Origin of the sequence: Fibrobacter sp. UWR3, from assembly GCF_900143055.1 — a bacterium.
Taxonomy (GTDB): Bacteria; Fibrobacterota; Fibrobacteria; order Fibrobacterales; family Fibrobacteraceae; genus Fibrobacter.
This window is the reverse complement of the sequence record NZ_FRCW01000011.1, coordinates 36044-58096: the sequence shown is the minus strand read 5'-3', so window position 1 is coordinate 58096 and position 22053 is coordinate 36044. Positions and strand designations below refer to the sequence as shown.

Sequence of the window (22053 nt, the reverse complement as noted above, 5' to 3'; positions counted from 1 at the left end):
AAAATTACTTGAAAAAAGCGCAAAAAGGAACCCCCGCTAGGGAGTTCCTATGGACAGAATGTCAAAAGCCGCCCTTCCTGAAAATTGTTGAAGCATAGCTGAAACCATCGCGCTGGATTTTCAGGATATACATGCCATTTTTCATATCGGCAATTCCGATGCTAAAGCTGGACTGCCCCGCCGGTAGCGCCTCGGTTTTTACTAGACGGCCGTTCATCGCATAAATTCTCGCGGTGAGGCCCTGCGAAAGCACCGCTCCGGAGGCAATCTGCAGTTCGTTGCCCATCACGCGCGCCTTCAAGTCGGGGCGTGCGGGCATTTTTGCGGGTGCGGCAATCGTCGGCACGGTATCCTGCACTTCGGGCTTCGGCTTGTTGCGGAGCAATCGCACGCTGTAGATGCCACCCACCATGCCGGAAGTCGCCGTAAACGAGATGCGCACAATCTTCTTGCCCTTCACCATGTTGTCCGGAATCGGGTACGTCACGTTCACGAACTCGTTCTTGTTCCAGCGATTCGAAATCGTCTCGGTCGTGAGTTTCTCGCCATCGATATCGATATCGAATATGCGGGTGCAGCCCTCGTTGCCCCAGTAGCGCACCATGAGGCTCAGGGAATCCTCGCTGTTCGTCTCGAATTCATAGCTGATGAGGCCGCCGTCGCCACCGCTGCACTTACCCGCGTCGCGGTAGAATTCCCCATTCGCCGTTCCCGACGTGGAATTCTCGATTTTCATCTTGTGGTCCACTTCGGGCTGCTGCTCGCCGGGTGCCACCTTGTCAACCGTCTTCTCGTCAAGCGCGAGAGCCTCTTCCTGTTCCTTTTTCAGGCGTTCCAGAACGGAGGGGTCAGTAAGCACCATCCAGTACATCATGTAGCGGGCATCGTGCACCTCGTAGAACGGCTCCAGCAACAGGTTTGCATCCTTCTTGGCGGCAAACAGGTAGGGCGCCTTGAAGTGCAGGGGTTCCCCCTTCACGGGTTCCACCTTCGAAGGGATATCTTCCTTCTTGCTCGCAAGCATGGGGGCCTGATCCAGGGATTCGAGCGCTCCCGACGCGATATGGCTCCAGCGTCCGTCATCGGCAACAAGGCCGTTCAGGTTCGCCGTCCCCGTCTTTGCGGAAAGCACGATGGGGCCATGCATAAGCGCCACGTAGTCGCTCACGCCCGGCAAGTCCTCGGTATGCGTGTACATCGGGTAAAGGACCTCAATCACGTCGCCGGACTTCCAGGACTTACCCGCAGACACATAGCTAGAGGGCTCAGACTTTTTCACGACGGTATCGCCGTTCACGATAACCTTGAACTCGCCTTCCTTGACCCAGTACGGGTGGCGAATCTGCATATCGAAATCGCCGCTACCCGTAATCGTGAACTTGGAGGATTCGCCCTTCGGGAAGGCCGTTTCCTGCTTAATTTTCACGCCTTTATCCTTCCAGTTCAAAAGCGAAGCCACAAACAGGTTTACATACAAACTAGATTTATCCTTCGTGTAGATAAACTGGTTGTACTTCGCGGGGTTCTCCATGCCCGAACCCACGCAGCACCACATGCCCGCATTCACCTTGGAATACACGCGGTAATGGCGCGGGCGCGCGGGCGTAAAGTACACGTAGCCGCCATGCTTCGGGTGGATTGTCGAAAGGATATGGTTAAAAAGCGCCCGCTCGTAAAAATCGGCGTAATGCGCATCGTGTTTCATGTTGAACAGGCGCTCGGTCAACTTGAGCATGTTGTAGGTGTTGCAAGATTCCGGTCCTTCGCGTTCCTCCACGAACTTCTTGTGGTTATTGAGCGCCGGGAAATGTTCCGAAATGCTGTTGCCGCCAATCGCGATGCTCCTCTTGTTCACGACAGTCTGCCAGAAGAAATCGGAACCCTTCTTGTAGTTCTGATCGCCGGAAAGTTCCGCAATGCGGGCAAAACCCACCACCTTCGGGACCTGCGTATTCGCGTGCACGTTCGTGAGGTTGTCATTGCCCTGCGACATCGGGTTCAAGAGCCACTGGTGAGACCATTTCTTCGCCGCATTCAGGTACTTCTCGTTTTTCGTGAGGTAATACGCATCGGCATAGACTTCGGGCATGCCGCCATGTTCAGTACCGAGCATCTGCTGCATCTTGGAATCGTTCAGGCCGTTCGTGATGGTTATGCCCCAGTCACAGAGCTTGAGGAACATCGTCTTCGCCTGTTCGTAGCCCGCATACACGTATGCATCACGCAAGCCCGCGTAAAGCTTGTGGATGTTGTACCAGGGGACCCAATAGCCGTTCTGCGCACCGGCATCGCCGTTCTTCATCTTGAGCCACATCTGCTTCCCGTTCGGCACGCCGCTGATATAGCCCACAAAGTTCGCGTCCTTGGAATTCTGGTCCTGGATGGTCTTGAGCTCGTTCAGGATATACTCCAGACGTTCCTTTATCATGATATCGTCGTTATCTGCATAGTGCATAGCCAAGGCGCTCAGGTAATGGCCCAGCACGTGGCCGTCGAGGCCCGCCCAGTTCGGGAACTTGGATGCCTTCGGGCGCATTCCCGCCTCTTCGTAGAACGGCGCAAGCAGGCGGTCTACATCATAGGCTAGCAGCGTTTCCGCATTTAGGTCTTGACGTTCCTTCAGAACCCCGTCAAGGAGCTGCACATCGCTCAGCGCGAACATGTCGGGGTAAAGCAAATCCTGCGAGAACCCCTGTGAAAACAATCCGCACACCGCAGCGAAGGTAATGGCGGCGAGCCGCTTCGTCTTAATACCAAACATCTTGTACCATCCTTTCCCTATACCATGCACCATCATAAAAATTAGATTCGCAGCACGGCAAAAAACACCCCCTTACACAAAACACTTTTGCTAAAAATTCAAAAGCCCCGGTGTAAAATTTTTCAAAAAAAAACGCCCCGCTATTGCTAGCGAGACGCTTTTTGTTAGGAGGAACTTTTGAAGATCCCCGGTCAAGCCGGGGATGACATTAGCGGAGGCGGTGGCCGGTCAGGTCGAAACGCATGCCGTTCTTCTCGACAAAGAGCGTATTGCCCTTCTTGACAAGGCGCGGCGCAGAGGCATCGCCACGAACGGCAGGCATTACCTGGCGGATTGCATCCGTACCCGGTTCGGTGCTCCCCGGTTCGCTGAACTTTATCCAGTCAATGTCCATCCAGTCGCCGGTAACCGTGAAGCGGAGAATGTGTTCGCCCTCGGTCAGGCTCACTTCGGCTTCAACCGTATTGTATTCGTCGTAGTTTTCTTCACCCGAGGTTGCCGCAGGCACCGCAATTTCTTCGGTGATATCCTTGCCGTCCATGGAGAGCTTGAAGCCAGAAGTGCTGTTGGCAGAGGCAACGGAGGCACTCATCGTGTAAGTTCCCGTCTTGGCAACCTTCACGGTGTATTCGAGCCATTCGCCGGCCTGGTTGTAGCCGACGATGATTCCCGTAGCCTTCTTGTAAAGGTCCACACCGGTACCCGGGCGGTAATCGCTATCGCCATGGTTTTCGGTATCGCTTTCGTTGTAGGTGGTGTTGCCCTGGCCCACGCCGTTCACGTCAAAGTCTTCCATTTCGATCTTGCCTGGAATAGCGAGAGCCTCGCCCTTGAACGGCTTGCGCGGAACCGGCTTGAGAACCAAGCGGAGGAGTGCAGAGCCGTGAGCCGGAAGTTCGATAGAAACGTGCGAAACCGGGCCCAAGTCCTTCTTTTTCCAGGCATCGCGGACTTCCACTTCGCCTTCTACGCCGATGTCAGCAAAGTTGCATTCGACAGTCTGGGTAGAGGAATTGTTGTTGAGGAGCGCCACGGCAAGGTCGCCATTCTTCAAGGGTTTGGTCCAAATCTGCTTACCGTTCTGGTCAGAGATACGGTGGCCCTGAACGCCCAGGGAGTCCTGGTTGATGGCAATCATGTCCTTGTTCAGGTAGAGTTCCTTGGTCTCGTTGCTCATGTTGCGCACGTCGGAACTGATCATGATGGGAGCAGCCATGATGGACCACATCGTCATCTGGGAGCGCTGTTCCTCGTAAGAGAGGCCCCTGTTGCCCACTTCGAGCATATCCGGGTCGTTCCAATGACCGGGCTTTGCAATTTGCCAGTACTTGTTGTTGGCATCGATAATTTCATAGACGCCGCGGTACCAGGAGGTAGAAATCCATTCGGGGCCAATATCGAAAGTAGTACGCCAGAGGTTAGCGATTTTCGGCATCCAGTCCTTGTATTCCCACATGCAAATGCTGAACACGATATCGCGTCCGGAATTGCGGAGAGCGTTGGACATGGCAGTGTAATCTTTTTCCTGGGTTCTCGGATCGGAATCGCAGTTATCGTACTTCCAGTAGTCCACGCCCCATTCGGCGAGTTTCTTGGCATCCTGTTCTTCGTGACCGTTGGAACCGCTTTCGCTCTGCCAGTTGCTATTGTAATGGTGGCAGGTACGCTTGCCGCGGTCGCCATAAAGACCGAACTTCAGGCCCTTCGAATGCACGTAATCGGCAATGGCCTTCATGCCGCTCGGGAAGGTTTTCGGATTATTCTGGAGGTTGCCTTGCGCATCGCGCTTGGTGTCCATCCAGTTGTCGTCGAGGTTCAGGTAAATGTAGCCGGCATCCTTCAAACCGGAATTGACCATGGCATCGGCAATTTCCTGAATCTGCTTTTCGTTGATATTTTCGTGGAACACGTTCCAGCTGTTCCACCCCAACGGGGGCGTAAGCACCAGGCTATCCGGATGTGCAAAGGCCTGAGAGGCCATACCCAAAAAGGCAAGGGCACAAGCCCCGCCGAGCGAGCATTTTTTTAAACCAAACATCTTCATCTCCACTTTTTTTGATTTACTGGTCTAAAAATACTCTCCAAAAACGGCAAAATACCCGCCAAAACGGAAGGCGCCATTGATTATTTGTCAATGGCGCTATTAGTGTTTTTAGTGTTTTTTAGCGGGAAACGGGCACCAGAAGCGATTTTTCGCCCTTCAGGCCGCGCAGGAGGTAAACTCCCTTCGTGTAACCCGCACGCAGGAGCGTTTCGGCCTCGGTCGCATCGTGCATTTCGATAGTCCCGAGCCTGTGACCGCGCAGGTCGAACACGGCATACGATGCCGGCTGTTCGCGCACAAACTGTACCCCGCGCAGGGCGGTCGTTCCCGTATCAGCGGGGGCTTCCGTCTTCGCGATTTTCACGTTATCAAGCGTGAGCGTGCCGGTGGCGGCGCCCGCATTGAAACTCAGGCGGCTGTTCGTATCGGTCGCGGCCGTCATCTGGAACTTGAACGTGAACGTCTTTGGCGTAGTGCCGAGTTCAAAATTCTGCTTTTCCTTGAGGTAAGATGCCCACGGGTCGTTGTGCTGTTCCACGTTCACCTCGAGCGTACGGGCCGCACCCGCGCTCGCGTCAAAACTGATTTCGTACCACTGTCCCTTTTCGAGGTGCAAATCGTGCTGGATAAGTTGCACCTGGTAATTCTCGGTACCGACAGTGGAAATGTCCAGCTGGTACTTGCCACCCTTGGCCTCGCCCGTCGCCTGCGCGTCACCGTGCACCTGCAGGTCCCAAGCCACGGAGGTGGAATCGAAACCGCCATTAAAGATGCTGTCGCGATTCGTGGGCACCACAATCGCGGGAGGAGGCGGCGTGATGCTGGAACCATCAAGCGAGTAGTTCTTCACAAAGTTCCAGATTTCCACGCTCGTATTGACGCTCACGGCCTCGTCCATAGAATACCAGTGACCCTTGCCGTCAATGGTCAGCAGGCGCACCTCGACACCGTCGGTACAGCCGCTCCAGATTTCGAGCGATGCGGCAGAACCCGGCTTGGTCGAGGGATACGGCTTGATCTTTTGCGAATTGCTGGAGCACTTCTGTGCATTGACCCAGCCCTTGAGGGTATTCACGGTGCTATTGTAGTTCACCACGTCGTCGGTAGTTCCGTGCGTATGCATAATCGGCATGGCGCGCTTGGGCGAGTTTACGCCGCCGCCACCCGAAACAGGCGCGATGGCCGCAATCTGGTCGCCCATCTTGTTTGCCACGTGATAGCTCATCATGCCGCCCATCGAGAAGCCCGAAACGTACACGCGGTTCTTGTCGATACCGTACTTATTGTACATCTCGTTGATGATGGCCTTGATAAAGTTGAGGTCCTTGTTGCCGGAGATATCCCAGGCCTTGTTTTCGCCGTTCGGGAACACCACCACAAAACGCGCGGTATCGGCAATGGATTCCCACTTCGCCGCATTCTTCTGGTAGGGGGCGTCCTGGTTCATACCGTGCATCTGGATGATGAGCGGGCGGTTCTTCTCGATACCCGAAGGCGCATACACGAGCATGCTGCGGCTCTTGCCATCAACCGTTATGTTGTCTGCAAGTGCAGGAACCGAGAAAGCAGTCGCTGCTATTAGCGCAAGGGCAGAAACCGCCTTCGCGGAGGAAATTTTATGACCAAACATATTGACTCCTTAAGGGCAAAACACCAAACTGCCCTACCATAATATATACCCCGCAGGGTCGAAAATTACCTGCGGGGTATAACAAATCATTGTCATTTTGTAAAAAGCGTTACTTTGTCACAAGAACGCGGCGAGTCATGCCTGTCGCGGTCCTGATCAGGTACACGCCCTTCTCAGAAACCATCGCGCGCACCTTGGACTGGGCCTCGTACGTGCTTGTAGCATCTACGGTTCCCACGAGCGTGCCATTCAGGCTGAACACGCGATAAGTCTGCACGCCCTGCACGCCGAAGCGCACCTTCTGCGCAATATCAGTCCCGATGGGTTCCGGGTCCGTAGCGTCCTTGCCCTTCACGAACGTGAAGTAGTCAATATCGAGCCAGGCACCAGTAACCGTGAAGCGGAGCACGTGTTCGCCAGCAGGGAGCGTCACGTTGGCCTGCACCTTGTTGTAGTCGTCGTAATTCTCTTCGCCAGAACTTGCCGCAGGCACCGCGATTTCTTCGGTGAGGTCCTTGCCGTCCAGGGAGAGTTTGAAGCTCGAGGTGTTGCCTGCAGCAGCGACAGCCGCGAACATGGTGTAATCACCCGCTTCCTTCACGTTCACGGTGTATTCGAGCCAGTCACCTTCGCTGTTGTAGCCCACGATGATTCCAGTCGCCTTCTTGTAAAGGTCAACACCGGTACCTGCGCGGTAGTCGCTGTCGCCGTGGTTCTCGGAATCGCCATCGTAGTAAGAGGTACCGTCCTTGCCCTTGCCCGGCACGTCGAAGTTTTCGGCCTCAATCTTGCCCGGGAGCGCAATGGCGGGGCAGTTTTCGCCGGCGGCACAGAACGGAGTCTGCAGGACAGGTTCAGAGCCAGCGCCATCGAGGTAAATTTCATCGTTCGCATCAACACCGACCTTGAACCAGTCAAAGTCCGCATAGCCGCCCGCTTGCTTTGTTGCAAAGTTGAAGAGGCCCCAACGCACACCCACGAACATGTGGAGGTCGTAATTGAGCTTCACGTCGCTACCAATCTTTGTCCAGGTATTGCCATCGGTGCTGTAGTAGAAGTATGCGGTACCGCGGTCAATCGGCAGGTCGAAATCGATACGCAGGTAAACCTTGGAACCCGAAATCGCCTTGCTGTCCTTCAGGCTTTCACCGTCCTTGTTTCCGGTGTACATCACCACCTTGTAGCTGCCGCCATCTTTAGCAAGCGCCACGAAGCCCTTGTCATCTTGCAGGGCAACGAGGCCGGCCATATCGCCATCCTTCATGCCGGTGCCATCGACAAGCGTACGGCCCGAACTCTTGGGGCCAAAGGAGCGCTGTGTCAAGGTGTTCTTCGCATTCACCACGCGGCTATCGGTGCGGCTCGTAGTAATGCGGTAGAAACCCGGATTTGCAGACAAACTCCAGTTCTTGTTATCGGGATTGTGGTTGAACTGCCATTCAAGAGCAAGTTCGCTGGATTCAAAATCATCGCTGGTGACCATGCCATAGCCCGGGAGCGGGGATTCCGGCAGGTCAATCGTGGAGGGTGCCTTGCTTCCGCTGGTCGGAACCGGCCAGCCGTCCTTCCATTCCATCGGGACCAGGTGCGACATACGGCCAACCGGGCCGGAATCGCGGAACAGGAGGGCATACCACTTGCCATCGGGAGTATCAAAAATGCCGCCCTGCGCAACACCGTTATCGGAGAGGAAATACCTTCCGCTAAATCCGGAGAGCAGGCTCTTGGAACGGTAAACAATTTCGCTACGGCTCTTGCCCGCCGGCCAGGAAATCGTGAACAGGTAGTATTCGCCGTTCACCTTTTCCATGTGCGAGCCTTCCTGCGGCACGTAGTAGTTGCTGGTGCCGGTCACCTGGTTCACGCTCACGCCGCCGAGCTTGCCGCTCTTGCCGCCGGCCTTCACGCCGCTCGCATCGTCATTGAGCTGCACGTAGCTAATCTGGTCGCCGCTGCCGTAGAACACCCACACGGTGCCGTCGTCATCGAAGAAGAGGGACGGATCGTGATAGAACGGGAGCTGCACTTCGCTCCACTGGCCGCTTTCCACGTCGGCGGTCTTGTACAGGTGAGTCTTGCCTGTCGTGTAGGACGGGGTCAGCACGTAGAAGAATCCCTTGTGGTAACGGATGCTCGAAGCCCAAGAGCCCTTACCGTAGGCGTCCTTGCCGCCATTCAAGTTCTGCTGGTCGTTGTTGGTGAGCGTCTGGTAGGCATACCCCACCGTGCGCCACTGGGCCAAATCCGTGCTCTTGAAAACGGGCACGCCAGGCGCAAAGTGCATGGTCGTCGTCACCATGTAGTAAGCGTCGTCAACGCGGACAATCGAGGGGTCCGGGCTATCGACGTACATAATCGGGTTATTGACCGTAACGGCAAAGGAAATGCCGGTAAAAGCAGCAGCAGTGAGGGCTGCGCGAGTCAGAAGTTTGAAACATCCCATACAGAAACTCCTTATAACCCTAAAAATACCCTCTAAAAAGGCTTTTTTATAGGGTTCCGATATGTTTTCCATTGATATTTTGTCAATAGGAGACGCGTTTGACTAGGGAGGGGTGTGCAAAAAAAAGCCCCGGCTTAGCCGGGGCCCGATATATGATTAGGAGAAGACTATCCGTAGATGAAGCCGAGGGAAACGGCAATCACCATAAAGAAGACTATCTGCTTCACTATTTTGATTTCACTACTTTGCATAAACGCCTACCTTCCTGGAAACCATCCCGTTCGCCGTGTTGCCACGGAGCATGTACACGCCGCCGCGAACCTTGAGCGCACCCGACTTCACGTAATCCATCGCGCTAGCCATGCCGCCCGCACTAAAGCGAGCCACGCGGTTGCCGCGAAGGTCGAACAGTTCAAAATTGCTCTCTGCTTCGGTCATGCCCAGGCGTACATCCTTAAATCCAAGAGGCTGTTGGGAGGAAACTTCCTTGAATTCCACGTAGTCGATATCAATCCAGTCGTTGGTTATTTCAATTTTCAGTTCGTGCTCGCCCGCCTTAAGCGAAGCCTTGCCGCCATCCACGACAGAATACGCGTCAAATCCCTTGCCCTCGTTGACGATTTCATCGCCGATGCGTTCGCCGTCGATATAGAGCACAAAACCGCCCGTGCCGTTTTCACCCGCCACGTTGGCGGAAATTCCGTAATCGCCATCGGCGGCCACGTTCACGGTGTACTTGAGCCATTCGCCCTTCTGGTTGTAGCCCACGACAATGCCCATGTTCGGCTGGTAAATGTCCACATCGTCCTTGCGGAGCTTGCCGCCCTCGTTACCCTTGTTCAAATCGTAGTAGGCAACGTTTGCACCACCCTTGTTGTAGTTTTCGGCCTGCACCTTGCCCGGGATTTCAATCGGGTCGGTATAGGGTCCATATTCCTCGGGAGGTTCGTCAGGAACCGTAGACTGGCTCGGGTCCACCAGGTTTACCGGCGGGGCATCCGGGTCAATCGTCTTGTCGATAAGCTTGAGCATCTCGGAGCAGTAGCGCCTGCCAAGTTCAATCACGCCCGCGCGCCCGAAGTGGTACGGGTCCTTGCCGTTACCCTGCAGGCCCTTCGAGGAGGCAAGCCCGAACTTCTTGAAGTTGTTCTTGAGCTGGGCAATGCCGCCATTCTTGCTTCCGCAGCAGTTGTTGCCTTCCTGGAGGAGTTCGCCGGCAACGAACGGCACCTCGTTTTCGTCGAGGTCGAGCGCGTCGATAATATCCTTGTAGGTCTTGTAGACGGTGCGGCGCCAGTTGTCGTCGGTGCCGTCGCTTTCGCCCTGGTGGAAAACGAAACCCTTGATGACGCCCACTTCCTTAGCCTTCTTGGCGAGTTCCAGAATGCGTCCCGGAGGGTTGTTGTCGTAATCCTTGGGCCAGCCCCAGCTCATGATGTCCTTGCCGTCGCCCTTGAAGTAACTTTCATACTGGTCCTTGTCGAAGGCACGAATGCTCACCGCACCGATTGCAACCGGGATAATGCCCACGGTTACGCCCGGCAGGGAATCCACCATCGCACGGCCGAAGTAGTCCGCCGGGGAGAGGTTCTCGAACGGGTGGAACATCGGGGGAATCGCGGTGTACCATTCGCCAGTCTTGATGGACTGGTTCGTCTTGCCGCTACGCTGGCTCGCGTTTGCGTTATGCGAGGCAAGCATCAGGAACTTTTCGGAATACTTGTCCTGGTCTTCGGCAGGGACGATATCGCCGTTACCGGCCATGTTGGACTGCCCGTAGGCAATATAAATATGGAAATTGGGGTTCGGGGCCGCAGTCGCGACCGTCGCAAGCATTAAAATTCCGCCTACGAGCCACAGCGCGATAGTCAGAATCTCGGAATACTTTTTCACATCCATAACACACTCCTTTGTCTTCTCTAAAATTACCTCCGAAAAAGGCGGAAATTTCATCAAAAAGGGGTGTTTTTATGGACAAAAAATCAATAAGGACGCAAAGATTTATTTACGGCAAGGGGTTCTTGCGGGGGCGTCCACGCGGGCGCTTTACGGGCTGTCCGTCGGCATCCACGAGGGGGCCGGGACCGTTCCTGCGGGCAAGTTCGGCACGGATTTTCTTGGCACGTTCTTCCATGCGGATACGGCTCAGTTCAGCCGCGGAATACACCTGCGCCTTCGCCGTATCGCTGGGCTTTTGCCCGAAGGACCCACGAAGCACGCGACCCGAGGGCGGGACAGCCGGGGCAACAGCCTTCGGGGCTTCCGGCTTGGGCTCGACCCGAGGGGTTTCGGGTTCCGCCGGCCTGCGGGTAACCGAGGTAAACAGCGATTCCAGCTTCTTGCGGGCCACGGAAAGCTTCGATGCCGGGCGGGAGGGCGTCTGTGCCGGAAAATCGCCCGCAGGCTTTACAGAAGCTGAAAAACTCGCGTAATGCCTCTTTTCTACGCGCGGGGCCCTCTTTTTGGCGTTTTCGGCGTAATTTGCGGCAATTTTCGACATCTCCGCACGCGAAATCCCGAGTTTTTTGTCCATGCGTTCACGCTTGGAGGGCCTGGCAGCCGCCCTGCGACGCCTGGGGGTATCTTCACGCCCCTCTTTTTGCAGGATTTCTTCATTGGAAGGGCCCCGAAGCTCCGGCGGAACCTCGATAACCCCACTGTCAAAAACCGTTTTTTCAGTACCCATATAGCCCCAAAAAATCAATTTTTTCGCTTGTCAAGAGTAATTTTTGTCATTTTTTTGCAAAATTGCAGAGAAAATTTAAAAAAAAATGAAAAAAAGTTTTGTCAAGGTCTAGAAAAAAAATTTTTTTAGGACTATTTTTGTGGGGTCATGTTAAGATTCACGCAAGATATACTACTCGCACTACGTGCCATCGCGAACGAGGAAGAAGCTCACGAGATGTCCAAAAAGACGCGCGAACAGTTCGATTTTCTTGGAGTCCGTCTTGTCCCCCGCCGCGAAGTCACCTACCCTATTTTTGATAAGAACCCGCCCAAAAACGATACCGAGCTAGTCACCCGGGTCGAAGACATGTGGTCGCAGCCTTATCGCGAAATACAGTATGCCGCTTGCGACTACCTCTTCCGCCATAAGGAAATGCTCGGTGGCCAGCACCTCAACTTCCTCAAGAAGTTGATCAAGACCCGCGCCTGGCGCGATACGGTCGACATCCTTGCATCTTGCATCCTGGGCGACCTCGCCCTCCGCCTGCCGGCACTCCGCACCAAGATTACCTCGTGGATCCGCGACCCGAACATCTGGGTAAGGCGCAGCGCCATCATTTTCCAGGTGCAGTACAAGGACCGTACCGACTGGCCCCTGCTTAGGCAGTTCTGCCTGACCTGCGCCAAGGAAGACGACTACTATATTAGGAATGGTATCGGGCGCGCCCTCTCGGAATACGCGAGGATCAACCCCACCGAAGTGCGCCGCTTCGTGCAAGACAACAGCTTCGCCGAGCAGACCACCCAGGAAATCCTCCGCCTTATATAATAAAGAAAGCGCCAAAGGCGCCCACGCAAATAATTCACAGTCATCCCCACCAAGGTGGGGATCTTTTTTATATGCCTAGTCTTTTTTCTTCGGATTTTTCTCGGGTACGTCGGTGCGTAGCGGGAACACAAACCGCCCTTCAAGCACGCAGCCCTTCGCACCCGGGCAGCATTCCTGTTTCCGCTTATCGCAAAACGTCTCGCGCAAATATTTGCATTCCCAACTCATACTAGATAATATAGTATAAAATGGTTTTTAGTCATTAGTCATTAGTCATTGGTCATCAGTCATTGGTTGTTAGTTATTTAAAAAACTATATTATGTAATATGGCTAAAGTAGTACAGATTACCGCTGAAAATTTTGAGACCGAGGTCATCCAGGCCTCCGAGACCCGCGCTGTCGCAGTGCTTTTCTCCTCCGCAGAATACCCCGACTGCGCTCCCTATTCGCAGTTGCTGGGCCAACTCTCCACCAGCATGGACTTTACCCTCGGCGTGGTGAGTTGCGATGACCGCGCAAACATGCAGCTCATCCAGGCGTTCCGCGTGCAGTCCGTGCCGGAGGTGCACGTGGTGGACAAGGGCCAGATTGCAGATGTCATCGCAGGCGTGTTGCCCGAAGCCGATCTGAAAAAGCGACTCGAGAAGTTTTTTATCTCGGACGAGGCCCGCTTCCAGACCGCCCTCGAAGATGCGATTGCCCAGAAGAACTTTGACCAGGCGCTCCCGATGCTCGACGAGGCCCTCGCGAAGACCCCCGACGACAAGAAGTTGCAGTTATTGTGGGCGAAGGCGAGCCTCGGCATGGGCGACACCGAGAAGGCGAAAGCCGTGCTCCAGAAGTTCAACGAGGGCGACGACCAGTACCGCGAGGCGAAATCCCCGCTGGAACTCCTCGACTTCCACGCCGAAGCCGCGAAGAAGGACGTTCAGGGCAAGGAAGCCATCGTGTACCACGAGGCCTGCAAACTCGCCTGCGCCGAAGAATTCGAAAGCGCACTCCAGGCATTCCTTAACTTGTTCGTAGAAGCGCCCGAATGGAACGACGGCGCCGCAAAGAAGGCGATGCTTACCTTGTTCGGGGTGCTCGGGCCCAAGCACGAACTCACGTGGAAATACCGCGCCAAGCTCAACACGATGATGTTTATTTAGTGGTCATTGGTCATTGGTCATTGGTCATTGGTTATTGGTTGTTGGTTATAGTTTTTTTGTAGTTTTTTATACAGGTTGTTGTCGGGCAAGGAGGAGTCATGGGTAAATTGGGTATAGCACGTTTTCTCGTGGCAATGCTGCTACTTGCGGGCACCGGGAACGTATTCGCAGAAGGAAGCCTTCATTGCTTGTTCGACGCGAAGGAGTGCGAAGACTACGCGGATTCCTCCACCATATATCAGGTTCCCGATTCCATCAACACGACCCTGCAGGTGGAACTCGACCGGGATACCTCCTTCGTGTTCTACGGCTCCATCGAGAAATTCGATGTCGAAGCATACCTGAACCCATACCAGCAGGGCGGGCCAACCGAGCAACTCGGGCACAGCAAATACGGCAACACCGTCTTTGGCGACAGCACCAGCGAGCAAGACAAGGAACGCTTTGCCGCATGGGCCATGCCGCATATCGACACCATAAATGCAAGGCTTGAATCCGCACCGAAGGACTTGCAGACAACTTTCCGCGCGGTAGCCCCGGATATCGACTACGCATTGCTGAAACTGACCTACAACGTGAAGAAGGTCTATGACCGCGGTACAAAGAAGTGGATCGCTCCGGCAGATAGCCAGAAGGCGTACACCCGGCAGATTCTTGTCCGGAGGGGCGCATTCGTGGTAACCGACCCGATTGGCCTGCGGGCGAACAGGTCCGCCATCCGGGCAAATTCGCAGTACGGCAGAATCTACACGAGCAACGGGAACTCCACGATTGTCGACGAGAAAAAGCTCGATTCCCTCGACGCGTTTGCAAGCAGGCGCGGGACTTTCGTGCCGCAGGCATTCGTCGTGGAAGTCATCAAGAACATGTCGCCCATCTACATGACCCGCATACAGCAGGCTCTTGCAGAGGGCAACAAGGATGTTCTCCGGAAAACGGTCCCCCTGCTAGATTCCTTCTCTGTCAAGGCAGAAGGCTCGTTCGTCATCGGACCGGTACTGAATCTCAGTTGCCAGACGCGCCAATTCATGAACTTCTACCTGGGCACATACGACGACAACCTGCAAGGCAACCTGGATTGCATATCCACTTCCCTTGACAACAAATCGAACGACGGCCTGATATATGTAATGCTTCGCGATTCCCTCAAGGCCATGCACCAGTCCGGTGAACTCGAAAAGAACCTCGCCAGCCTCCCCTCCGGAGACAGGGCATTCTGGCGGATTGTCATCGCATCGCTCTCTGCAGACCAGGACAAGACGAACACGCTCGTAAAGGCGAACGTCGACAGCATCAAGAAAATCGAGCAGCGCGACTTTGTGCTCAAGAACTACTACAAGGAAGCCACCCTGAGCAACCTGACGGCACAAGTCGGCTTGGGTGCGGGGCTAAGCCTCCCGCTGGGAGACTCGCGCGACTACTTCCCCACCGACTGGACACCCTACCTGTGGCTCAGTTTCACCTACAGGGGATTCGACATCGGGTACTCCATACACAGCATGGTCAGCAACGACCTGACCGACTCCACGTTCGCGAACGCGATGTACATAGACATGCTCCTTGGGTACAGGACCTTCAGAACCTCGCATTTCGAGCACCGCATTATGGCGGGCCCCTCCGTCATCTTTACCGATATCAGGCTGAAGGACCCTCCCGATTCAAAAGACGCCGTACTCGAAGAAGAGACTCTCTTGAGGTACAACGTCTCGACATCCCTGGACTTCTACTTTAGCGGCATCAAGGTCGATGACCCGGATGACAAGCGCGCCATGAACAAGGGACACGGTCGCTTGGGCCTCCGCCTGCTGGTTGGCTACAGCGGCTATGCCACAGACCTTCTCAAGAACGCTGACGGCGGAAACTTCTATGCAACCCTGAGCCTTGTATTCCAGGGCTACGGAAGCAGGCTCAAGAAATACGGGGAGTAAAAGACGATGCGATTCATTCCCTTCCTAATTCTCGCGATATCATTCACGCACGCCCTTGCACAGGATGCCGCAGGCGAAGAAAACTGGGGCTGGGGCGGCGAGGAACTCCCGAAGGAGTCCTTCCGCACGGTTGCGAACAACACCCCGAGAGTCCCGCTATTCGACGAGGCTCTTGGGGAACGCCTGCTCAACAAGGACTTCAAGTTTATCGCGAATGCCGACTCCGTAAGGGATGCCGCAGAAAAATCCCAAATAGCATACCGGCACGCTAGCCAGTACCAGTGGAACGCAGAACGGGCAGAGTTCTTCAAGAACGTCTTTGCCTACCTCAATAGCGATGCCTGGGAACAGGACCTTGAAAAACTCCCCGAAGGGGATGCCGCTTTCATTAGGGTTATCGTCTACGACGCATTTTTCAACAACGTAGACAGGCGTTACGTACAAATTCAACTTTCCAAGATTACGGACGAGAAACAACTCACTTACCTGAAAAAAATCTACCACATAAAAACCGAAGCAGAAGAACTCCATAATGGCCGTCTGTTATTAGGATTCGGCATTGGAGCAAACTTCTTTAGCAACGGTGCAGACGATATTATCAAGAATGCGCCCTCGGTCGACATGAACATAGGCTACTGCATTTACGGGAGGTACTGCATCGACTTCCACATCGGAGGAATCAAGTGCGACCTCAAGGAAGATGTGGTGCAGGATGGCTACACCTACTCCAGGAAGGACATCTCTTACACCACCATCGAAGGCCTTTTCAGGGTCAACGTGTTCACCTCCTACGACTACGACCTTGCTGTCTTTGGCGGGCTCAGGCTCCACGCCCTCGAAATCGATACCAAGACGGACGAGAAGTACAAGGAAAAGTACGGGCGCACCATGGACGACTTCTATTCGTTCGGGTACACCACGGGCATTATGGGCGCCAAGTATTTCGGTGGAGGCAATGCCGCGCCTAAAATCTTCGGCGTCGGCGCACGCATAGGGGTAGCCACCTTCGGGGATACCGACCTCAATATTACCGGGTACAACTGGTACGCCACCCTGAACGTCCTCGTAAGGGTCGGAACGTCCGAGATGTAGCCAGCAGGCTTATTATAAAAGCAATTATTATAAATATAATAATCATCATTTTAGGTCTACTAGCGCCCTTTTCCAACCCATTTTTCCCTCATTTCCTAGTAACGAATAACCAGCAACTAGCAACTATTACTATCTTTCCCCCCGTATTTTATTGTACAGTAAAACAAGGGATTTATCCCACAGGAAAACACTATGAAAAAGATCAAGTTCCAGGATACCTCGTTCCGCGATGGTTTCCAGTCTATTTTCGGTGCCCGTGTCTTCGCGAAGGACTTCATGCCCGCCGTCGAAGCTGCCTGCAAGGCCGGCATCACCCACTTTGAAGCTGGTGGTGGCGCCCGTTTCCAGGCCCTTTACCAGAACTGCGGCGAAGACGCCTTCGACATGATGGACGAATTCCGTCGCGTCGTGGGCCCGAACGTCCGCCTGCAGACCCTCGCCCGCGGTATCAACGTGGTGGCCCTCGCTCCGCAGCCGCGCGACATGATCAAGCTCCATGCCGACATGTTCAAGAAGCACGGCATGACTCGTATTCGTAACTTCGACGCCCTCAACGACGTGAATAACCTCATCTACTCCGGCAAGTGCATCACTGACGCCGGTCTGGAACACGAAGTCGTCGTGACCATGATGGAACTGCCTCCGGGATGCGACCTCAACGCCGCCCACAACCCGGAATTCTACGAACGCATCCTCCGCAACATCCTGGACGCGGGCGTTCCGTTCGCTTCCGTCTGCTTCAAGGACGCTTCCGGTACCACGAACCCGACCAAGGTGTACGAGACCTTCAAGCGCGCCCGCAAGCTCCTCGGTGACAAGGTGGAACTCCGCATCCACAGCCATGACACCTGCGGTACCGGTGTGGCCCAGTACAAGGCCGCTATCGAAGGTGGCGCCGATGGCGTCGACCTCGGCCGCAAGCCGCTCTCTGGCGGTACGGCTCAGCCCGACCTGTTCTCCATGTTCCACGCCCTCAAGGGTACGGAATACAAGCTCGCCCTCGGTGAAGACAGCATCGTCGACGATCACATTCCGGAACTCATGGAAGCGAACAACGTCGCCGTTGAATGCCTCAAGGACTACAACTTCCCGCCTGAAGCACGCCAGATTACGACCGACGTGATCTTCAGCCCCATGCCGGGTGGCGCTCTTACCGCCAACACCCTCATGATGCGCGAAACCAAGACGTTCCACCTGTTCCCGAAGGTTATCGAGAACATGAGTGAATGCGTCCGCCGCGGTGGCTTTGCTTCTTCCGTGACGCCGGTTTCCCAGTTCTACTTCCAGCAGGCCTACATGAACACCCTGAACCAGGCCGCAGGCCGCGGTACTTGGTTCAAGATGACGGAAGGCTACGGCAAGATGCTCCTCGGCTACCAGGGCAAGACCCCGTGCGAACCGGATCCGGAGCTCGTGAAGATTGCTGCCGACCAGTTCAACATGAAGCCGTTCAAGGAAGCCTACCCGGGCATCCAGTGCGCAGAAGAAATCTTGCCGCCGGGCATCCCCGCCGCCAAGAAACTCCTGGAAGAAAATGGTCTGCCGGTTACCGACGAGACCATCTTCATCACGGGCTGCCTCCAGACGAAGGCCGGCAACAAGGGTATCGAGTTCCTCAAGGGCAACCGCCACATTGGCGTGCCGAAGAAGGACCCGAACGCCGCTCCGGCAGTGGACACCAAGAACATGAAGGCCGGTGCAACGAGCACCTACCGCATTGCCCTTGGCAACCAGAGCTGGGACGTGCAGGTCAGCACCCTCAAGTAAGTCTTATAGACAAATTAAAAAAGAGTTCGCGCATGCGGACTCTTTTTTTGTTTTTACTCTTGACCCCGCATCAAAAAGGAGATACATTTGAATTATGAAAAAAAACTAAATCGACTTTTGAAAGAGTCATGGAAGACCCGAAGCAGAAAGAGGAGTTCGAAAATGAATACGCGAACTTTCTTCAATCGGAATTAAAACTTCAGAAGGCTCTTGATGAATTCCGGGGCGAAATCGACTCCGTTCGGCCATGTGATTGTGTGCGTTTGCAGCGTGAAATCCTTAAAGGTATTGATATCTGCAAGTTGCTGCACGATGGGTCGGTGGTCCGACTTGATGACGCCTTCAAAATCAGCGACAAAACGGCATCCGTCGTTGAATTCGACGGATATCTTGTAGTCGCCAATATATTTCGCGTCAGTCACATGAAGCATTTTCGCCTATGCCCAATAGTTGAGTGTAATTACGCTTGGCGTAGAGTACGCGGTGTATTTGGACCGTATTGTCCCTAACCACATAGAACATCAGATAGTTGTCAATGGGAATGACCCTGTAGCCAACGAGTTTCAATAACGAATCTTGATGGACGGGATACGTGAACGGATGCGCCTTCAACAGCCTGACCTGCTCAATGAATTTCTCAAAAACGGAATTTGAAGCCGTTTTTAGAATGTTCGTAAAATAAGACTTGATCTCGGTCAGGTCTCTTTGTGCCGAAGGCGTGACGACGACTTCGTACTTTTTAGCCATTCATCAAGTCCTTCAGGAATTTTTCCGCATCAGCGCATTCCGCACCACGTTCCACTTCGGAAATAGCCTCGGCAAGTTTCGAATAGAGTTCCAATTGAGCCATCTGCTTTTCGTAGCACTCGATGGACATCACAACCATGTCGCCCACACCGTTCTTGGTCAGATACATGGGCTCGTCGTACTTGTGTACGGTTTCTGCGACGCTCGTAAAGTTGTTGCGCAAGTCTGAAATCGGTCGAATATTCGGCACGGGAACCTCCTTTATTATGATAATATAATATCATAATTATGATAAGTCAATAGAAAAATGATAAAAAAAAGTTCAACCTAAAAAAATAAGACCAACCTTTCGGTTGGTCTTATTATACCCTTTAAGGTTGGGCCTCGCCGCTTCGCGCCAAGGCCAACCACAAAATAAAAGAACCATTCTTTCGAATGGTTCTTTTATACCCCCAAGCGGTTTCGAACCGCTGTTGCGGGAATGAAAATCCCGAGTCCTGGGCCACTAGACGATAGGGGCGTCTTATGTAGGGCCAAATATAGTTATTCGTGGATTTTTGTAAAGGGGGCCGAGCGACATTTTTTGTATTTTTTTTCGGTGAACATCAAAAAAAGGCTAAAAAAGTCCCTTTTGCGCGGGATTTTGCGGTATTTGCCGCTCGCTTTCATGGCAAGCCTCGCCGACGCGGGGCTCCTGTGGGGCATCCGCTCGTTCATGGGGCTGCTCGAGGGCAGTTCGCCGTTTACCCTCTGGGAATGGGCAGGACTGATGGCCCTCCTCGCAGCGCTCCGCCTGGTGTTCATGTTCGCGAAGGCCCGCAATTCCGAGACATTCCTGTTCAATACCGGGAAAAACGTCACCGAGTGGTTCCTTGGGCGCATCCGCATGCTTTCGCCCCGGCTTTTCCACGACGGTTCGGGCGATTCGAAGGTCGAGGCCGCCTACGAGGCGACGCTCTCGCTCCAGAGCAACGCCGGGGCGTATTTCCAGCTGGTGCAGGCGCTTTTGCAACTCGCCATCTTCTTGCCGGTGCTCCTGTACATCTCGTGGCCGCTCACGCTGTTCCTGTTTGCGGCGGTGGTGCCGTTTGTCGCCTGGATGCAGCGCAGGCTCCACGCGCTCGGCCCGCAAGAAGAATCGCTCCTGTACGCGCGGTCGAACTTTAGGCTTTCGCTGAATACCGCCCGCAGGCTCTACCGCAACTGGAGCGGCAATGCCGAAATCGAGCACCTTGCCCGCGAGGTTTCGGAAGAGGCTGGCACGCTCAACCGCAAGGGGCTAGATGCGAGCATCCGCAAGAACGCGCTTTCCATCGCGATGGAGACGCTCTCGGTGGTGGCGATGGTCGCGGTTCTCGCATTCTGCGCGATGCTTATCGCCCGCGGGTGGATGGACGGCACGGGGCTCGTGCTGTTCTGCTCGGCGCTGTTGCTCTGCTACAAGCCGGTGAAGGAATGCGCCCGCGCCGTGCCGCAGTTCCGGGCCGCCGCGAGCGCCTGCGACATGCTGGAGGAATTCGAGGGGTTGCCGATGCGGGCGGCGGACCGTTCTAATCAGGATTTAAACGGCGCCGCTAAGGATGCCGGCGACGCATGCGGTCTGGAGGCGGGTTCGAGATTGCCACGCCTCTCCGAGGCTCGCAATGACGACTGCATTGTAATCGCGCACGGGAACTTTACCTACGAGGGGAGCGATACGCCGGTCTATCGCGATTTCGGGATTACTTTGTCCAGAGAAAAGCCCGTACTCTTGCGCGGGCAGAACGGCATCGGAAAATCGACCCTGTTGCGCCTGCTTGCGGGCCTCGAGGAGTGGGAGGCCGCGACCCGCGATACACCCGCGCAGTCACTGCCCGAAGGAACAGCCCAGCCCGCAAACGTGTTCTTTATCCCGCAAGACCTGGAACTCCCGCCCCGCCGCCTGCTTATAGAACAACTTAACAGAGTGAAATCCGCGGGCAGCTCGGCACCCGAAAAAAGCCCGAAATCCGCGGGCACGTTCAACCCCGCGATAAGCAACAGCCCCGCGATAAACGACGACCCCGCGACAAACATCCCGAAATCAGACCTTCTCGCAAGCTTCGCGCGAACCGCCGGTACCGACCGCCTGCTCGAAAAGCAGGGCCTTTCGGGCGGGGAACGCTCCCGCATCGCCCTCCTGTGGGCACTCGCAAGCGACTCGCCCACCGTCCTCCTCGACGAACCGATGGCCGCCATCGCGCTCGACGACCGCGAACGCATTCTCCTCGCATTCCTCGATACCGCAGCCGCCCTCGGCAAGTGGGTCATCATGGCGAGTCACGACCCGTTCAGCGCTACGACGCAGTCCCGCTTCAACGTAGTGGAGATGGAACGTGCGAAAGGCTAGCGAAATTCTCTACCGCTTCCGCGGCTATATCCTCGCGCTGGGCGCCGTGGCGCTCCTCGCCTGCCCCGCAGCGCCCTTCCCGCATGTATCTTTGGATGCCCTTGCCCTAAAGGGCGGCGGCACGACATGCATACCCTACATCGGCACGCTTCTCTTTTACATTCTGGGCATCGCGCTCCGCATCAGGGCCCGCCAGTTTATAGGCCAGCACACGCGCGGCTCCACGCACGAGGCCGCCGTACTCGTTACCACAGGGCCCTACGCCCACATGCGCCACCCGCTGTACACGTCGAACACCTACATCGCGCTGGGCGCAATCTTTTTCCATCTCGGCGTGAGCGGGCTCTTCCACATCTTCATTATAGCGATTGCCTTCTTCGAATACGCGCTCGCCCGCGCCGAAGACCGCTTCCTTGAAGAAAAGTTCGGCGACACCTGGCGCGCCTGGGCCCAAAGAACGCCGATGAGTTCCGCGAATATCGAGGCGCTTTTCTGCCGCAACTCCGGCGGCAGCCCCGCGCGCACCGTTTTACAGGCCTTCCGCGCCGATGCCTCCACGTGGTTCTGGTTCGTATTTTTTAATTTGATAATGGTTCTACTCAAAATCTACACGGCCTGAGATAAA

17 protein-coding genes and 1 tRNA gene are annotated in these 22053 nt (G+C 55.0%); 7 read left to right on the top strand and 11 right to left on the bottom strand.

Annotated features, from left to right (window positions below):
* Window positions 1–61: 61 nt before the first annotated feature.
* The 6 genes from BUA44_RS12985 to BUA44_RS12960 all read right to left on the bottom strand — a co-directional run bounded on the left by BUA44_RS12985 (window position 62) and on the right by BUA44_RS12960 (window position 11564).
* Window positions 62–2761, bottom strand: a complete 2700-nt coding sequence (locus BUA44_RS12985) for a beta-L-arabinofuranosidase domain-containing protein (RefSeq protein ID WP_143152007.1) — start codon at window positions 2759–2761, stop codon at window positions 62–64.
* 208 nt (window positions 2762–2969) lie between these two features.
* Window positions 2970–4742, bottom strand: a complete 1773-nt coding sequence (locus tag BUA44_RS12980; protein WP_369806419.1) for a carbohydrate-binding protein — start codon at window positions 4740–4742, stop codon at window positions 2970–2972.
* Window positions 4743–4923: 181 nt separating this feature from the next.
* Entirely contained in the window at window positions 4924–6435 is a 1512-nt protein-coding gene (locus BUA44_RS12975) for a carbohydrate binding domain-containing protein (RefSeq protein WP_072812824.1), read from the bottom strand.
* A gap of 109 nt (window positions 6436–6544) precedes the next feature.
* Window positions 6545–8878 carry a beta-xylosidase family glycoside hydrolase gene (locus BUA44_RS12970; RefSeq protein WP_072812821.1) on the bottom strand — a complete coding sequence of 778 codons (2334 nt, stop codon included), beginning with the start codon at window positions 8876–8878 and terminating at the stop codon, window positions 6545–6547.
* Between the two features lie 240 nt (window positions 8879–9118).
* Entirely contained in the window at window positions 9119–10777 is a 1659-nt protein-coding gene (locus BUA44_RS12965; RefSeq protein WP_072812819.1) for a sialate O-acetylesterase, read from the bottom strand.
* Between the two features lie 106 nt (window positions 10778–10883).
* Complete coding sequence (locus BUA44_RS12960; protein ID WP_072812818.1) at window positions 10884–11564, bottom strand: hypothetical protein; 681 nt, start codon at window positions 11562–11564, stop codon at window positions 10884–10886.
* Window positions 11565–11711: 147 nt separating this feature from the next.
* Here BUA44_RS12960 and BUA44_RS12955 point away from each other — a divergent pair, with 147 nt between their 5' ends.
* The gene (locus BUA44_RS12955; protein ID WP_072812815.1) at window positions 11712–12374 is read left to right on the top strand and encodes a DNA alkylation repair protein; all 663 of its coding nucleotides are present in this window, start codon (window positions 11712–11714) and stop codon (window positions 12372–12374) included.
* A 75-nt stretch (window positions 12375–12449) separates the two neighbouring features.
* On the opposite strand, the gene BUA44_RS15750 is transcribed toward BUA44_RS12955, so the two are convergent.
* On the bottom strand, window positions 12450–12602 hold the full coding sequence (locus BUA44_RS15750; protein ID WP_178348803.1) for a hypothetical protein: 153 nt from the start codon (window positions 12600–12602) through the stop codon (window positions 12450–12452).
* A gap of 99 nt (window positions 12603–12701) precedes the next feature.
* On the opposite strand from BUA44_RS15750, the gene BUA44_RS12950 reads away from it, so the two are divergent.
* The 4 genes from BUA44_RS12950 to BUA44_RS12935 all read left to right on the top strand — a co-directional run bounded on the left by BUA44_RS12950 (window position 12702) and on the right by BUA44_RS12935 (window position 18313).
* Window positions 12702–13526, top strand: coding sequence for a tetratricopeptide repeat protein (locus BUA44_RS12950; protein WP_072812813.1), 825 nt, complete (start codon window positions 12702–12704; stop codon window positions 13524–13526).
* Window positions 13527–13624: 98 nt separating this feature from the next.
* The gene (locus BUA44_RS12945) at window positions 13625–15454 is read left to right on the top strand and encodes a hypothetical protein (RefSeq protein ID WP_143152006.1); all 1830 of its coding nucleotides are present in this window, start codon (window positions 13625–13627) and stop codon (window positions 15452–15454) included.
* 6 nt (window positions 15455–15460) lie between these two features.
* A complete protein-coding gene (locus tag BUA44_RS12940) occupies window positions 15461–16546 on the top strand; it encodes a hypothetical protein (RefSeq protein ID WP_072812809.1) in 1086 nt (361 codons plus the stop codon).
* Between the two features lie 192 nt (window positions 16547–16738).
* A complete protein-coding gene (locus tag BUA44_RS12935) occupies window positions 16739–18313 on the top strand; it encodes a biotin attachment protein (protein ID WP_072812807.1) in 1575 nt (524 codons plus the stop codon).
* Window positions 18314–18504: 191 nt separating this feature from the next.
* Here BUA44_RS12935 and BUA44_RS12930 read toward each other — a convergent pair whose 3' ends face one another.
* The 4 genes from BUA44_RS12930 to BUA44_RS12915 form a co-directional block, all read right to left on the bottom strand.
* The gene (locus BUA44_RS12930; RefSeq protein WP_072812805.1) at window positions 18505–18744 is read right to left on the bottom strand and encodes a DUF2442 domain-containing protein; all 240 of its coding nucleotides are present in this window, start codon (window positions 18742–18744) and stop codon (window positions 18505–18507) included.
* Entirely contained in the window at window positions 18728–19060 is a 333-nt protein-coding gene (locus BUA44_RS12925; protein ID WP_072812803.1) for a type II toxin-antitoxin system RelE/ParE family toxin, read from the bottom strand. Before BUA44_RS12925 ends, BUA44_RS12930 begins: the two co-directional genes overlap by 17 nt.
* The gene (locus BUA44_RS12920) at window positions 19053–19310 is read right to left on the bottom strand and encodes a type II toxin-antitoxin system Phd/YefM family antitoxin (protein WP_014545032.1); all 258 of its coding nucleotides are present in this window, start codon (window positions 19308–19310) and stop codon (window positions 19053–19055) included. The genes BUA44_RS12925 and BUA44_RS12920 overlap by 8 nt, the downstream gene beginning before the upstream one ends.
* Before the next feature lie 197 nt (window positions 19311–19507).
* A tRNA-Glu gene (locus tag BUA44_RS12915) sits at window positions 19508–19580 on the bottom strand.
* Between the two features lie 78 nt (window positions 19581–19658).
* Here BUA44_RS12915 and BUA44_RS12910 point away from each other — a divergent pair.
* Together BUA44_RS12910 and BUA44_RS12905 are read left to right on the top strand one after the other, a co-directional pair.
* Entirely contained in the window at window positions 19659–21428 is a 1770-nt protein-coding gene (locus BUA44_RS12910) for an ATP-binding cassette domain-containing protein (RefSeq protein WP_178348802.1), read from the top strand.
* Window positions 21415–22047 (top strand): methyltransferase family protein, encoded by a 633-nt coding sequence (locus BUA44_RS12905; protein WP_072812800.1) that lies wholly within the window; start codon window positions 21415–21417, stop codon window positions 22045–22047. Before BUA44_RS12910 ends, BUA44_RS12905 begins: the two co-directional genes overlap by 14 nt.
* Window positions 22048–22053 lie beyond the last annotated feature (6 nt).

Bases quoted from the DNA above. Each gene is read 5' to 3' on its own strand.
- BUA44_RS12985 (WP_143152007.1), bottom strand. From the start codon at position 2,761: ATGTTTGGTATTAAGACGAAGCGGCTCGCCGCCATTACCTTCGCTGCG.
- BUA44_RS12980 (WP_369806419.1), bottom strand. From the start codon at position 4,742: ATGGCCTCTCAGGCCTTTGCACATCCGGATAGCCTGGTGCTTACGCCC.
- BUA44_RS12975 (WP_072812824.1), bottom strand. From the start codon at position 6,435: ATGTTTGGTCATAAAATTTCCTCCGCGAAGGCGGTTTCTGCCCTTGCG.
- BUA44_RS12970 (WP_072812821.1), bottom strand. From the start codon at position 8,878: ATGGGATGTTTCAAACTTCTGACTCGCGCAGCCCTCACTGCTGCTGCT.
- BUA44_RS12965 (WP_072812819.1), bottom strand. From the start codon at position 10,777: ATGGATGTGAAAAAGTATTCCGAGATTCTGACTATCGCGCTGTGGCTC.
- BUA44_RS12960 (WP_072812818.1), bottom strand. From the start codon at position 11,564: ATGGGTACTGAAAAAACGGTTTTTGACAGTGGGGTTATCGAGGTTCCG.
- BUA44_RS12955 (WP_072812815.1), top strand. From the start codon at position 11,712: ATGTTAAGATTCACGCAAGATATACTACTCGCACTACGTGCCATCGCG.
- BUA44_RS15750 (WP_178348803.1), bottom strand. From the start codon at position 12,602: ATGAGTTGGGAATGCAAATATTTGCGCGAGACGTTTTGCGATAAGCGG.
- BUA44_RS12950 (WP_072812813.1), top strand. From the start codon at position 12,702: ATGGCTAAAGTAGTACAGATTACCGCTGAAAATTTTGAGACCGAGGTC.
- BUA44_RS12945 (WP_143152006.1), top strand. From the start codon at position 13,625: ATGGGTAAATTGGGTATAGCACGTTTTCTCGTGGCAATGCTGCTACTT.
- BUA44_RS12940 (WP_072812809.1), top strand. From the start codon at position 15,461: ATGCGATTCATTCCCTTCCTAATTCTCGCGATATCATTCACGCACGCC.
- BUA44_RS12935 (WP_072812807.1), top strand. From the start codon at position 16,739: ATGAAAAAGATCAAGTTCCAGGATACCTCGTTCCGCGATGGTTTCCAG.
- BUA44_RS12930 (WP_072812805.1), bottom strand. From the start codon at position 18,744: ATGCTTCATGTGACTGACGCGAAATATATTGGCGACTACAAGATATCC.
- BUA44_RS12925 (WP_072812803.1), bottom strand. From the start codon at position 19,060: ATGGCTAAAAAGTACGAAGTCGTCGTCACGCCTTCGGCACAAAGAGAC.